This is a genomic window from Methylobacterium sp. WL119, assembly GCF_008039875.1.
Taxonomy (GTDB): Bacteria; Pseudomonadota; Alphaproteobacteria; order Rhizobiales; family Beijerinckiaceae; genus Methylobacterium.
This window is the reverse complement of the sequence record NZ_VRUU01000124.1, coordinates 1-12,582: the sequence shown is the minus strand read 5'-3', so window position 1 is coordinate 12,582 and position 12,582 is coordinate 1. Positions and strand designations below refer to the sequence as shown.

Here is a 12,582-nt window from a genome sequence, read left to right as displayed (position 1 = left end):
GGGCGAGGATCGCCGCGGCCGGGCGCGGGCCGCCCTCGGCGGGGGCGGCCGAGGAACCTGCCAGCGCCACCACCCGGCGCAGCATGTCGATGAACAGGCCCGACAGCGGCAGGTTCGACCACGTCGTGTCGGCGGTGACGTGGAACAGCACCACGAGCCCCTGCCCGCGATGCTCGGCGGTGACGATCGGCGTTCCGTCCTGCAACGAGGCCCAGGTGCGGCCGGGCAGGTCGCCGTCGGGCTCGGCCAGGATCTGGCGGCGCACGCCGATGTCGGCAGGCGGCGCCAGGCCCGCGAACGGGCTCTCGGGCGCGAACGGCGCCAGCGTCTTCGGGCTGTCCCACGAGAGGGTGCCGCCGAGCGTCCGCCCGCCGCGGCGCAGGCGCACCGGCACCAGCGGATCGCTGCCGGCGGCGAGCCGCGGACCGGCGAAGCGCAGCAGGAGGCCGCCATTCTCGACGAACGTCTGCACGCGGGCCGCGGTGCGGTCGTCCATGGCGCCGACGTCTGCGAGCACCAGCACCGTCACCTGGTTGTCGAGCAGCTGCCCGACCTGGTCGGCGATGCCCTTGGCGCCGCGCGCCTCCTGAACGTCGGCGAAGGGCTGCAGCGCGCGGGAGAGATAGTAGGTCGGCGCCAGCAGCGGCTGCGCCTGGTCGTTGGTGCCGCCGAAGACGAGGCCGACGCGGCGGCGCTTGCCGCGCTCGTCCACCAGCGTGACGGCGCCGGCCGAGCGCTCGCCCGCGATCTCGATGCGGCTGACGCCGTTGCGCAGCTCGATCGGCATGTCGAAGGCGATTTCGGTGTCGGTGGCGTCGGGTGCGAGGGCGAAGTCGTGCTCGGCGAGCGGCAGGCCCTTCGGGTCGAGCGCCCGCACCAGGCCGGCGTCGCGGCCGTTGGCGGCGGCGCGCAGCACCCGGGCCGTGAGCTTGCCCCCGGTCTCGGACGCGGTCAGCGCCAGCGCCGGCGGCGTCTCGGCGCGCAGGATCGTCAGGGCGGCGCCCGACGACGCGCCGAGCTCGGCGAGACGGCCGGGGAAGCCGGCGGGCTCGATGCCGGCGACGCCGTCGCTGATCCAGACGATGCCCGCGCCGGCATTGCGCTCGAGGAAGCCGGCCAGGACCTGGAGATGCGCGTCCCGGTCGGCCAGGTACGGGCGCGGCGCCAGCGCGCGCAGCCGTTCCAGGCTGGCCGCGGGCGTCCGCGCCTCGATCGCGGCGGCTGCGTCCGCCAGCCCGACCACGGCGACGGGGCGGCCGTCACGGGCGGCGCCCTCGACGGCATCGGTCGCGACCCGCATCCGGTCGCGCCAGTCGTGGGCGGCGGAGACGCCGTTGTCGACCATCACCAGCAGCGCCTTGCGTCCGCCGCCGGCGCCGACGCCGCTCGGGTTCCAGACCGGGCCGGAGACGGCGAGGATCAGGGCGGCGGCGGCGAGCACGCGCAGGATCAGCAGCCAGGGCGGCGTCCGCGCCGGCGTTTGGCGCTGCGCAGCCAAGTCGGCGACGAGCTTGAGCGGCGGGAAATCGATCCGGCGGGGGCGCGGCGGCGTCACCCGCAGCAGCAGCCACAGGGCGGGCAGGCCGATCAGCGCGGCGAGCGCGAAGGGGGCGGCGAAGGTCAATCCGAGCACGACGCCCTCCTAGCCCGTGCCGCGGGCGGCGGCGACCAGGGTCGCGAGGCGAAGCGCCGCCTCGCTCGCGGGGCGGTCGGTGCGGTGCAGGGTCAGCGTCCAGCCGATGCCGCGGGCGATCTCGGACAGGCCGGCCCTGTGCGCCCGGATGCGCCCGCGATAGGCGTCGCCCCAGGCGGCGGCGTCGCCGACGTCGAGCGAGAACCCGGATTCGAGGTCGTGCAGCACCGCCTGTCCCGCGAACGGAAACGTCTCCTCGATCGGGTCGGCGACGACGACGAGGTGGCCGCGGCTGCCGCGGCCGGCGATTTCCTGGACGGCCGCGGCGACGCGGTCGAGGGGGGTGAGGAAGTCGCTGATCAGGATCACCTCGTCGAAGCGGGCGGGGGCCGCGTGGGGCGGAAGGTCCTGGGTCAGGCCGGGCACGTCCGCGACGAGCGCCTGCGCCATCGCCTCCACGATCTTCCGCGATGCGGTCGCGCGGGTGAGGCCCAGCAGCCCGACCCGCTCGCCGCCGTCGACGAAGGCGTCGGCGAGCGCCAGCCCGAGGACGAGCGCGCGCTCGACCTTCGCGGCCTGCGCGAGATCGGACGCGAAGCCCATCGAGGCGGAGCGGTCGATCCAGATCCAGATGTTGTGGGCGGCCTCCCACTCGCGCTCGCGCACGTAGAGCCGGTCGTCGCGGGCCGAGCGGCGCCAGTCGATCCGCGCCGCCGCCTCGCCGTTCACGAAGGGCCGGAACTGCCAGAAGCTCTCGCCGGGCCCGGCGCGGCGACGGCCGTGCAGCCCGTGCGCCAGCATCGACGAGACGCGGCGGGCTTCCAGCACGAGCCGCGGCATGCGGTCGGAGAGCGCCACCGCGCCCTCGTTCTCCCGCCGGCCCGGGACGCGCGGGATCGCTTCGAGGGCGCGGGCGGCCGCCACGCGCTAGAGCTTCTCGGCGAGCTTGGCGATCAGCCCCTCGACGGTATCGCCGTCGGCGCGCGCGGCGTAGCTCAGCGCCATGCGGTGCTTCAGGACCGGCTCGGCCAAAGCCTTCACGTCGGCGATCGAGGGGGCGACGCGGCCCTCGATCAGCGCGCGGGCACGCGCCGCCAGGGTCAGGGCCTGGCTGGCGCGGGGGCCCGGCCCCCACATCAGCTTGCCCTTCACCAGCGGATCGCCGCTGTCGGGGCGGGCCGAGCGGACGAGGTCGAGGATCGCGTCGACCACCGCCTCGCCCACCGGCAGGCGGCGCACGAGGCGCTGCGCGGTCAGCAGCGCGTCGGTCGACATCACCGCCTTGGCGCCCTGGTCGGCGATGCCAGTCGTCTCGATCAGGATGCGGCGCTCGGCGGCGCGGTCGGGATAGCCGACGTCGATCTCCAGAAGGAACCGGTCGAGCTGCGCCTCGGGCAGCGGATAGGTGCCCTCCTGCTCGATCGGGTTCTGGGTGGCCAGCACGTGGAACGGCCGCGGCAGGTCGTGGCGCTCGCCGGCCACCGAGACGAAGTTCTCCTGCATCGCCTGCAGCAGCGCCGACTGCGTGCGCGGGCTCGCCCGGTTGATCTCGTCGGCCATCAGGAGCTGGGTGAAGACCGGGCCCTTGACGAAGCGGAACGACCGGCGCCGGTCGGCATCCTCGTCCAGGATCTCGGTGCCGAGGATGTCGGACGGCATCAGGTCGGGCGTGAACTGCACCCGGCGGGCGTCGAGGCCGAGCACCGTGCCCAGCGTCTCGACGAGCTTGGTCTTGGCCAGGCCCGGCAGCCCGACGAGGAGGCCGTGGCCGCCGGCCAGGATCGTGACAAGGGCGAGGTCGACGACCTTCTCCTGCCCGAAGATCACCCCGTGGATCGCCTCCCGCGCTTGGCCCACGGAAGCGAGGCAGCTTTCGGCGGTGGCGACGATGCCGTCGTCGAGGGAGGTGGCGGACGAGCCCTGACTCATGCCGATGGGGTTTCCGTCTCGATTGTCGGGCCTTGCGGCCGGGGGGCGACGCTGGCGTCGTTCTGGGCTCGGAGTGTGCGGCGGTTCGTGACCAGCTGGCAAGGCCGGCATCGCCGCAGGTTCGCCGGGCGCGGCCCGCGGCGCTTCAGCCGCGGTCTGGTGCCGCCACCCGGGCCAGTCCGTCCGAGGCCTCGACCGCATCGCAGGAAAACGGGTTTTCCGGCGCGTTCACCCCGCGCCAGCGCGCGTAGCGCCAGGGCAGGAACCAGCGCGCCCGCGGCGGCAACGCGTCGGGCACGAGGTCGATGCCGTGGGTGCCGAAGGGGCCGCAGCGGCAGATCCGCGAAAACCCCATCCAGGCGCCGGGCCAGAGCCCGTGCCGGGCGATCGCCGCGTCGGCGTAGTCCGAGCAGCTCGGCCAGTGCCGGCACTGACGGCCGACGAGGCCCGACAGTGTGAGCTGGTAGCCGCGGATCGCGACATGGGCGGCCCGCCGCAGCATCGCGTCAGGCGGCGGCTTGCTTGCCGGCCTCGATCCGGTCGAGGGCGTCCACCACCGCGTCGAAGGTCAGCAGAGTCGAGGCGTGGCGCGCCTTGAACTCGCGCACCGGCTCCAGCACGGAGAGGTCGGCCCAACGGCCTTCCGGAGCCGGGCCGTTCGCCTTCAGCATCGCGCGCATGGTCTCGCGCACCGCCCGGAGCTCGCCGGGGCTGGAGCCGACCACGTGCCGCCCCATCAGCGAGGACGAGGCCTGGCCGAGCGCGCAGGCCTTCACGTCGTGGGCGAAATCGGCCACCGTCCCGTCGGGGCCGAGCACGAGATCGACGGTCACCGTCGAGCCGCAGAGCCTTGAATGCACCGTCGCGCTGGCGTCCGGCGCGGGAAGCCGGCCGAGCCGCGGGATGTCGGCGGCGAGTTCGAGGATGCGCCGGTTGTAGATGTCGTCGAGCATGGGCGCCTGCCGATCCTTGTCCTCGGTTTCGATCGTCGCGCGGTCGATCCGTGCGATCGCCGCGCTTCGTCCCCGGACGGTCCGGGCCTGCCCCACGCGCCGTGCATTGCGCGATCGTGCAAGAACGACGATATAGGCCGCGTGACGCCGTTTCGCGAGGAGGCGGCTCGTCGACCAGGGTCGCGCCCACGGCCACGGACACCGTAACAACCGGGGCGCCGGCCCGGAGCCTTCCGGGCTCCGAGACGGTTCGACCGCATGTATGCCAAGCCGGACAGTACCACGATGAAGGCCCGTGTGGCGCGGGCTGGAGATGCCATGGATGCCGCGCTCAAATCCCTGTCCTACGGCGCCAGCCGGCCCGTTCCCGAGGCCGAGCCGAGCTTGAGCGTCATGCGCAACGACAACGATCGCGTGGTGGCGAGCCTCGCCGAGCGCCGTGCCGAGACGGCCGCGCTGGAGGTTGCGGAGGACGCGACGAAGGACATTGCCAGAAAGCCCGCATCCGCGACGCGCGTGCCAGAGGGCATCGCGCTGGCGCGCCCGAGCCGCGAGGAGGCCGAGGCCGCCGTGCGCACGCTCCTGCGCTGGGCCGGCGACGACCCGAACCGCGAGGGGCTGCTCGACACCCCGGCCCGCGTGGTCAAGGCCTACGGCCAGCTCTTCGGCGGCTACGACGTCGACGCCGACGCCCTGCTCGAGCGGGTGTTCGAGGAGGTCGAGGGCTATTCCGACATCGTGCTGGTGCGCGACATCCCGTTCTACTCCCATTGCGAGCACCACATGGTGCCGTTCATGGGGCTGGCGCACATCGCCTACTATCCGACCAAGGGCGTCGTCGGCCTGTCGAAGCTCGCCCGCGTCGTCGACACCTTCGCCCGCCGCCTGCAGACGCAGGAGACGATGACAGCGCAGATCGCCGACGTGATCGAGAGCATCCTCAAGCCCCGCGGCGTCGCCGTCCTGGTCGAGGCCGAGCATCTCTGCATGGCGATGCGCGGCGTGCAGAAGGCCGGCGTCTCGACCATCACCACCCAGTTCCGCGGCGCCTTCCGCGAGGATGCCAGCGAGCAGGTGCGGTTCCTGACGCTGGTCCGCGGCGGGAAGGCGTAAGGTTCAGGCGCTCCGCGCGGAGATGGTCGTCCATGGTCCCGTTCGATCCGCCCGGTAGCCGTGCCGAGGTCGAGGAAGGCACGGCCTTCACCCCGCGCTTCGACCGCGACGGGCTCGTGGCCTGCATCGCCGTCGACGCGCAGGACGGCCGCGTGCTGATGCTGGCGCACATGAACGCCGAATCCCTGCAGCGCACGCTGGAGACCGGCGAGGCCTGGTACTGGTCGCGCTCGCGCCGCGAGCTCTGGCACAAGGGCGCGACCTCGGGGCAGATCCAGCGCGTCGTCGAGATGCGCACCGATTGCGACCAGGACGCGCTGCTGATCACCGTCGCGGTCGGCGGCGACGGCGGCTGCTGCCACACCGGGCGCCGGGCGTGCTTCTACCGCGGCGTCACCCTCGATCCCGACGGCCGCGCGGTTCTGCATCCCGCCGGCGCATGAGCGGCGCGCACGCCCTGCTGCGGCACGCCGCACCCGCCGCGATCGCCCCCGGAACCGTCGAGCCGACCCGTGACGCGGCGCCCTGGGAACCGCGGATCGGGCTGGCGCTCGGCGGCGGTGCGGCCCGGGGCTGGGCGCATATCGGCGTGATCCGCGCCCTCGACGAGGCCGGCATCCATCCGGCGGTCGTCGCCGGCTGCTCGATCGGCGCCGTGGTCGGCGGCTGCTTCGCGGCGGGCAAGCTCGACGCGCTGGCCGAGTTCGCGCTCTCCCTCACCCGCCGCCGGGTGCTCGGCCTTCTCGACCCGCGCCTGTCGGGCTCCGGCCTGATCGGCGGCGACCGCCTGCGCCGGCGGCTGGTGCGCGACCTCGGCGACCGCCTCGTCGACGACCTGCCCGTGGGTTTCGCCTCGGTCGCCACCGAGCTCGGCACCGGGCATGAGGTCTGGCTCACCCGCGGGTCGCTGATCGAAGCCTTGCGCGCCTCCTACGCCCTGCCCGGGCTGTTCGCGCCGGTGGAGCGCGACGGGCGCCTGCTGATGGACGGGACGCTGGTCAACCCGGTGCCGGTGACGTTGGCCCGCGCGATGGGCGCCGACCTCGTCATCGGCGTGAACCTCGCCTGCGATCCGCGGCTGCGGGGCGGCGTGATCGAGCCCGAGGCGGTCGATCCGGTCGAGCAGGTCGTCACCGCCGTCGGCGCACGCCGCTGGAACCTGCTCGCCGGCCTGCGCAACCGCCGGGTCGCGCCGTCCGGGCCCGGCATCGGCCGGGTGATGTTCGATGCGTTCAACATCACGCAGGACCGCATCTCCCGCGCGCGCCTCGAGCGGGACCCGCCCGATTGCGCGATCGGGCCCGATCTCGCCGCCATGGGCCAGTTCGAGTTCCACCGGGCGGCCGAGGGGATCGCCGCCGGCCATGCGGCGACGCGGGCCGCCCTGCCCCGCATCCGGGCGATGGTACAGGCCGCGGCCGCGCGGGCCTGATACGTCACGCGACTGTCGTGTCGGCCTGCGATGCGGCCTCACGTCGGGGATCGGCACAGTGCCCGCCCGCCGCGAGGAGCCGACCCGATGGTGTCCAGCCGCCGCCAACTCCTGCTGACCGGCGGGGCCGGGCTCGTCGGGCTCGCCTCCGGCCTCGCCAGGCCGGGCCTCAGCCGCGCCGCCGACCGGCCGATTCTCACCCACGGGCTGCAATCGGGCGACGTCGGCTCCGACTCCGCGATCGTCTGGGCGCGTGCCGACCGGCCGTGCCGCGCGATCGTCGAATGGTCCACCACCGAGAGCTTTTCCGAGATCCGCGGCGGCACGGTCGCCGACGCGCTGCCGGAAACCGACGGCACCGTGAAGGTCGCGCTCACCGATCTGCCGCCGGGACAGGACATCCTCTACCGGATCCGTCTGGAAGACCTGGCCGCCCCGACGATCCGCGGGCCGGCCCAGGTCGGCCGTTTCCGCACTGCGCCGGCCGACCGTCGCTCGGTCTCGTTCTGCTGGTCCGGCGACACGGCGGGCCAGGGCTGGGGCATCGACGAGGCCCGCGGCGGCATGACGATCTACAAAGCGATGTTGGGCAACCGCCCGGACTTCTTCCTGCATTCTGGCGACACGATCTACGCAGACGGGCCGATCGCAGCCGAGGTGATGCTGCCGGACGGCACCCTCTGGCGCAACCGCGTCACCGAGGCGGTGGCGAAGCCGGCCGAGACGCTCGCCGAGTTCCGCGGCCGCTACAAGTACAACCTGACGGACGCGAACGTGCTGGCGATGAACGCGGCCGTGCCGATCCTGGCGCAGTGGGACGACCACGAGGTCACCAACAACTGGTGGCCCGGCGAGCCGCTGACCCGCGCCGAGCACCTCAGGAAGAAGTACGCCGACCCGAACGTGCGGGCCCTCGAGGTGCGGGCGTCCCGCGCCTTCCACGAATACATGCCGATGCGCTTCGAGCCGGCCGAGCCGGGCCGCGTCTACCGCAAGATCGCCTACGGCCCCCTCGTCGACGTGTTCATGCTCGACATGCGCTCGTATCGCGGGCCGAACGGCGAGAACCGCGAGACCCGCTACGGTCCGGACGCGTACTTCCTCGGGCCGGTGCAGCTCGCCTGGCTCAAGCGGGCGCTGGCGGAGTCGCGCGCCACCTGGAAGGTGATCGCCGCCGACATGCCGCTGGGGCTCGTCGTCACCTACGATCCCAAGCGGAGCTTCGGGTCGGAGGCGGTGGCGCAGGGCGACGGGCCGCCGCTCGGGCGCGAGCTCGAGATCGCCGACCTGCTGCGGTTCATCAAGACGGCGAACATCCGCAACACGGTGTGGCTCACGGCCGACGTGCACTACACGGCGGCGCACCATTACGATCCGAACAAGGCCCGCTTCCAGGAGTTCGAGCCGTTCTGGGAGTTCGTCTCCGGCCCGCTGCACGCGGGCACGTTCGGCCCGAACAAGCTCGACGACACGTTCGGGCCGCAGCTGCGCTTCGTGAAGGCGCCGCCGGAGGGACAGGCGAACCTGTCGCCGGCGGCGGGCTACCAGTTCTTCGGCCACGTCGCCGTCGACGGGCGGACGGAGCAGATGACGGTGACGCTGAAGGACGCGGCCGATGCCGACCTCTGGCACGTCACCCTCGACCCCGCCCGGGGATGAGCGCGGCCCGATCCGGCCTCAGGCCATCGTGATGTAGTCGCGCATCGCCTGATGCTCGGCCTCGACCGCCGCGATCCGGCGCTTGACCACGTCGCCGATGGAGATGAGGCCGACCAGGCGGCCGTCCTCGCAGACCGGGACGTGGCGGAAGCGCCCGTCGGTCATCAGCTGCATCACGTCCTCCACCGTCGTGGCGCGCTTGCAGGTGACGACCTCGGCGGTCATGTGCGCGGAGACCGGCGCATCGAAGGCGCCGCCGCCGAGCTTGGCCAGCGCCCGCATGATGTCGCGCTCGGAGATAATGCCAGCGACCGACCCGTCGCCGTGGGTGACCACGAGGGCGCCGATCCGCTTCTCGGCCAGCAGGTGGATCGCCTCGTCGAGGGTCCGCTCGGGGGTGATGGTGACGATGTCCCCGCCCTTCTCGGCGAGGATGCGTGCGATGGTCATGAAGATCCCTCCCAGGAGGTGAAGCCGCGCGCGCCGTCAGCCACGGTGCGCGCCGACCGCGACGTGCCCGGGTTGATCCCGGATCGCGCCTGCGCTCCGCGCGAGTGTGTGGCGGATGCCGCGTCATGGCAAGGCCGGGCACGACCGTCTCGGGGGTCCGTTCGCTACGCCAATGCTGATCTCGCCGGCCGAGACCGGCAGCGAAACAGTCGTGCCCGCCCGCACCGGGACTATTGCGCGACCGGTTCCCGCGGATCGACGAACGGAAACATCAGGAAGCCGACGACGAAGCCGCCCAGATGCGCGTCCCACGCGACGGCGGCGCTCTCGGCGCCGAGCGGCAGGCTGATCAGGCCGAACAGCAGGTTCGTCGCCATCCAGATCACCAGGAAGGTCACCGCGGTGCGGTTGCGCAGGAGCTCCGGCACCGTCTCGACCGGCCGCCGGGGCGGCAGCTGCCAGGGCTGGGTGCCGTAGCCCGGCAGCGGCGGCTGGAACACGAAGCGGGCGGCGGCCGCCATCAGCGCCGACACGCCGGCCGAGGCGCCGATCAGCGGTGCGGTGCTCAGCGGGTCGATCGCCACGTGCAGCGCGCCGCCGGCGACCGTCCCGGCGAGCCCGATCAGGCCGTAGCGCCAGGCACCGCAGCGCCGCGCCACCGGCGAGCCGAAGGCGGCGAGCCAGACGGTGTTGAAGATCACGTGCATCCACGAGCCGTGCAGCAGGCCGTAGGTCGCGAAGCTCCACAGGTACGGGCCGGGATCGGTCAGCACGTAGCGGGCGAAGGCCTCGCGCGCGGCCGCGAATTGGGCGTCGCCGACCTCGCTCGCCGCCCGCATCACCGCGTCGGCCTGGGCCGGGTCGAGCCACGTCGTCCAGCGGGACGGCACCAGCGCGAGGTCGAGGACCAGGCGGATGTCCCAGCTGTCAGGCAGCAGGATCTCGCGGACCGCGTGGATCGCGAGCAGGAGGCCGATCGAGACGGTGACCACGCCCGGCATGTTGAAGACGGGCACGCGGCCCTGGCGCGGCAGATCGGGCGAGGCATCCATGGCGCCACATGTCGGCGCGGCGGCCCGCGGGGCAAGGGCCTGCGGCGACGGCGGCGGCCGGAATGCCGGTCGGCGAACAAAAAAAGGGAGGTGGCCCGGTGATGGACCCCCTCCCTGAAGCGAAGGATCCCCGAGCCCGCATCGGGTTCGGGCGCCGTCCGGACCAGGAGACGGCGGGGCGCCGAGCGCCCGATCCCTCCGTGCCCCTCGCAAAGGCGACCCGGAGGCGTGGCCGGCGCGGGGCGAACCCGAGCCGTCACGCTGTCGTGATCACTGTCATGCGGCGGCGCGCGTCACGCAACGTCAACCTTTTCGTAACCTTAACGAAGGGTTGCGCGAGCTTGGCCGCGGCCGGGGGCATAGGCTGTGCGCCGTGGGTCTCGAACTGCCGCCGGATGCATCGCGCCTGATCGCAGGTGTTCCGAAGCGGCACCCATCGTCACGCCGCCGTGCATCGTTCCGGGACACTCATGAAGCATCCGACGAGCCGCATGCTCCACAGCTACTGGGATCGGATCCGCGGCCAGCGCTGTGCGCCGGAGCGCGCCGAGATCGAGCCGGGAGAGATCCGCCACCTGTTGGCCGACAGCCTGATCCTCGAGATCGACATGCCGCACCGGATCGCGACCCTCCGGCTCGCCGGCACCCGGGTCTGCGCCCTGTTCGGGCGGGAGCTGCGCGCCTCGCACCTGTCCGATCTCTGGGGCACGGCGCCCGCCGACCCCTGGCGGATGGTCGAGATCGTGGCGCACGACGCGCTCGGCGTCGTCGCGGGGCTGCGCGGCACCAATAGCGCCGGCGAGGCGATCGACCTCGAGTTCCTGCTCCTGCCGCTGCGCCACCGCGGGCGCACCCAGGCGCGGGCGCTCGGCACCCTGAGCCCGGTGAGCCCGCCGGCCTGGCTCGGCCTGCGGCCGCTCGTCCGCCTCGACACGCTCTCGCTCCGGGTGCTGAACCGGCCCGAGGCCGGGCTGTTTCGGGGTGATTCGGCCGACGGCGATGCCGGCCTCGCGATCCTCGCCTCGGAGGCCGGCTCGTTCGGTGCCCTCCCCCCGCCGGCCAACGACGGCAGCCCCTTCCGTCGCGGTCATCTCCTGGTCCACCGCGGCGGCCGAATCTGACCTGAGATTGCGTCATCCGAAAAAAAGGGTTTCGTAACGAGACCGCGTTAGGTTTTGAGTCCGATCACCAACGGATCAAGCCGGCTTCGGAATGAACACGGCGCAGACACCAGTGGGAACGACCACGTTGCGCCTCGCGCAGGCCTCCGATCTGCGCCGCCACCAGCGCGTGCCGGTGGCGCTGCTCGGTCGCTACATGCTGTCGGATCGCCGCGAATACCCGTGCCAGACCGTCGACATGTCGCCCGGCGGGGTCCGTCTGACCTGCGCGGTCGTGGGCGAGCTCGGCGAGCGCGTGGTGCTGTACCTCGAGCATATCGGCCGGATCGAGGGCGTCATCGCCCGGCATCCCCCGGGTGGATTCGCCGTGCAGCTTTCGGCGACGCCGCGCAAGCGCGACAAGATCGCCTCGCAGCTCACCTGGCTCGCCAACCGCGAGATCCTCGGCCTGCCGGAAGGCCGAACCCACGAGCGCGTCGTGCCCAAGCAGCCGGCGGTGATCGTGCGTCTGGAGAGCGGGCGCGAGATCAAGGCGCGGGTCATCGACATCTCGATGTCCGGCGTGGCCCTGGCCAGCCTGAACGTTCCCCCGCTCGGCGCGACCGTCACGATCGGCAGCACGCCGGGGAAGCTCGTGCGCTACTTCGAGGGCGGGTTCGGCGTCCAGTTCATGCTGCCGCTCTCCCCCGATCGCTTCCACGACGGCATGACGCTGTAGACGCCGCGCTCCCGAGACCTCGGACAGCCGCCATCGCAGGCGACCGGCGCGCGCGTCGCGTCGCGTGATCGGCCGATCCCGAGCGATGCCGTCATCGCAGGCGCGCCGCTGACCCGACCCGACACCGGCCAGCGCTGCGAGGGGCCGACTCACGCCCGCGGCGTTCGCTCCGATTCGCCATCGGCGTGCGGCTGCGACATCGGGCGGTCGCGATCCGGCGGCACAAGGTTTCCCGATCCTCAACGCGATGCCGACAATCCGCGGCGTCGCCACAGCGTCCGGTTCGGGCTGTTGCGAGCCGGTCCGGTCGCACCGGGGAATCGATAAAATTGCACGGATCGGCTTCAGCGCCGCGGAGGGCGAGCGGCCCCATCCTGCCTCCATCGACGGAGGGTTGTGGCGATGGGCCGGGTGTTCAGCAGCAAGGGGACGATGATCCGGGCGCTCGGCCTCGGGCTGTTCGCGCTTCTCGCCCCCGCCGTCGCCCCGGTCGCGGCGCAGACCCTGGCCTCGCTGCCCGCC

At 72.9% G+C, this 12,582-nt stretch carries 13 protein-coding genes; 6 read left to right on the top strand and 7 right to left on the bottom strand.

Annotated features, from left to right (window positions below; all coding sequences use genetic code 11):
- From FV227_RS25345 to FV227_RS25325, 5 genes are all read right to left on the bottom strand, one after another.
- The coding region (locus FV227_RS25345; protein WP_187274951.1) for a BatA domain-containing protein at positions 1-1,633 on the bottom strand (1,633 nt) is incomplete at its 3' end.
- A gap of 9 nt (positions 1,634-1,642) precedes the next feature.
- Positions 1,643-2,557 (bottom strand): DUF58 domain-containing protein, encoded by a 915-nt coding sequence (locus FV227_RS25340; protein WP_147728533.1) that lies wholly within the window; start codon positions 2,555-2,557, stop codon positions 1,643-1,645.
- A gap of 3 nt (positions 2,558-2,560) precedes the next feature.
- The gene (locus FV227_RS25335; protein ID WP_147728534.1) at positions 2,561-3,562 is read right to left on the bottom strand and encodes a MoxR family ATPase; all 1,002 of its coding nucleotides are present in this window, start codon (positions 3,560-3,562) and stop codon (positions 2,561-2,563) included.
- Positions 3,563-3,707: 145 nt separating this feature from the next.
- A complete protein-coding gene (yidD, locus tag FV227_RS25330) occupies positions 3,708-4,064 on the bottom strand; it encodes a membrane protein insertion efficiency factor YidD (RefSeq protein ID WP_147728535.1) in 357 nt (118 codons plus the stop codon).
- Between the two features lie 4 nt (positions 4,065-4,068).
- Complete coding sequence (locus FV227_RS25325; RefSeq protein ID WP_147728536.1) at positions 4,069-4,515, bottom strand: iron-sulfur cluster assembly scaffold protein; 447 nt, start codon at positions 4,513-4,515, stop codon at positions 4,069-4,071.
- Between the two features lie 258 nt (positions 4,516-4,773).
- Here FV227_RS25325 and folE point away from each other — a divergent pair, with 258 nt between their 5' ends.
- From folE to FV227_RS25305, 4 genes are all read left to right on the top strand, one after another.
- Entirely contained in the window at positions 4,774-5,628 is an 855-nt protein-coding gene (folE, locus tag FV227_RS25320; RefSeq protein ID WP_147842278.1) for a GTP cyclohydrolase I FolE, read from the top strand.
- Between the two features lie 32 nt (positions 5,629-5,660).
- On the top strand, positions 5,661-6,071 hold the full coding sequence (gene hisI, locus FV227_RS25315; RefSeq protein WP_147728538.1) for a phosphoribosyl-AMP cyclohydrolase: 411 nt from the start codon (positions 5,661-5,663) through the stop codon (positions 6,069-6,071).
- Positions 6,068-7,060 (top strand): patatin-like phospholipase family protein, encoded by a 993-nt coding sequence (locus FV227_RS25310; RefSeq protein ID WP_147860190.1) that lies wholly within the window; start codon positions 6,068-6,070, stop codon positions 7,058-7,060. The genes hisI and FV227_RS25310 overlap by 4 nt, the downstream gene beginning before the upstream one ends.
- An 87-nt stretch (positions 7,061-7,147) precedes the next feature.
- Positions 7,148-8,719, top strand: a complete 1,572-nt coding sequence (locus FV227_RS25305) for an alkaline phosphatase D family protein (protein WP_147860189.1) — start codon at positions 7,148-7,150, stop codon at positions 8,717-8,719.
- 18 nt (positions 8,720-8,737) lie between these two features.
- Here the strand turns inward: FV227_RS25305 and FV227_RS25300 are convergent, their stop codons facing one another.
- Both FV227_RS25300 and FV227_RS25295 read right to left on the bottom strand, forming a co-directional pair.
- Positions 8,738-9,169: a CBS domain-containing protein gene (locus FV227_RS25300; protein ID WP_147728267.1), complete on the bottom strand. Its 432-nt coding sequence runs from the start codon at positions 9,167-9,169 to the stop codon at positions 8,738-8,740.
- A gap of 230 nt (positions 9,170-9,399) precedes the next feature.
- The gene (locus FV227_RS25295; RefSeq protein WP_147728268.1) at positions 9,400-10,221 is read right to left on the bottom strand and encodes a rhomboid family intramembrane serine protease; all 822 of its coding nucleotides are present in this window, start codon (positions 10,219-10,221) and stop codon (positions 9,400-9,402) included.
- 470 nt (positions 10,222-10,691) lie between these two features.
- On the opposite strand from FV227_RS25295, the gene FV227_RS25290 reads away from it, so the two are divergent.
- Both FV227_RS25290 and FV227_RS25285 read left to right on the top strand, forming a co-directional pair.
- Positions 10,692-11,342 (top strand): PAS domain-containing protein, encoded by a 651-nt coding sequence (locus FV227_RS25290; RefSeq protein ID WP_147860188.1) that lies wholly within the window; start codon positions 10,692-10,694, stop codon positions 11,340-11,342.
- Positions 11,343-11,433: 91 nt separating this feature from the next.
- On the top strand, positions 11,434-12,060 hold the full coding sequence (locus FV227_RS25285; protein ID WP_147728270.1) for a PilZ domain-containing protein: 627 nt from the start codon (positions 11,434-11,436) through the stop codon (positions 12,058-12,060).
- Positions 12,061-12,582: the final 522 nt, after the last annotated feature.

Excerpts from the sequence above, each read along its gene's own strand:
- FV227_RS25335 (WP_147728534.1), bottom strand. The coding sequence starts at position 3,562 with ATGAGTCAGGGCTCGTCCGCCACCTCCCTCGACGACGGCATCGTCGCC.
- yidD (WP_147728535.1), bottom strand. The coding sequence starts at position 4,064 with ATGCTGCGGCGGGCCGCCCATGTCGCGATCCGCGGCTACCAGCTCACA.
- FV227_RS25325 (WP_147728536.1), bottom strand. The coding sequence starts at position 4,515 with ATGCTCGACGACATCTACAACCGGCGCATCCTCGAACTCGCCGCCGAC.
- folE (WP_147842278.1), top strand. The coding sequence starts at position 4,774 with ATGTATGCCAAGCCGGACAGTACCACGATGAAGGCCCGTGTGGCGCGG.
- hisI (WP_147728538.1), top strand. The coding sequence starts at position 5,661 with ATGGTCCCGTTCGATCCGCCCGGTAGCCGTGCCGAGGTCGAGGAAGGC.
- FV227_RS25310 (WP_147860190.1), top strand. The coding sequence starts at position 6,068 with ATGAGCGGCGCGCACGCCCTGCTGCGGCACGCCGCACCCGCCGCGATC.
- FV227_RS25305 (WP_147860189.1), top strand. The coding sequence starts at position 7,148 with ATGGTGTCCAGCCGCCGCCAACTCCTGCTGACCGGCGGGGCCGGGCTC.
- FV227_RS25300 (WP_147728267.1), bottom strand. The coding sequence starts at position 9,169 with ATGACCATCGCACGCATCCTCGCCGAGAAGGGCGGGGACATCGTCACC.
- FV227_RS25295 (WP_147728268.1), bottom strand. The coding sequence starts at position 10,221 with ATGGATGCCTCGCCCGATCTGCCGCGCCAGGGCCGCGTGCCCGTCTTC.
- FV227_RS25290 (WP_147860188.1), top strand. The coding sequence starts at position 10,692 with ATGAAGCATCCGACGAGCCGCATGCTCCACAGCTACTGGGATCGGATC.
- FV227_RS25285 (WP_147728270.1), top strand. The coding sequence starts at position 11,434 with ATGAACACGGCGCAGACACCAGTGGGAACGACCACGTTGCGCCTCGCG.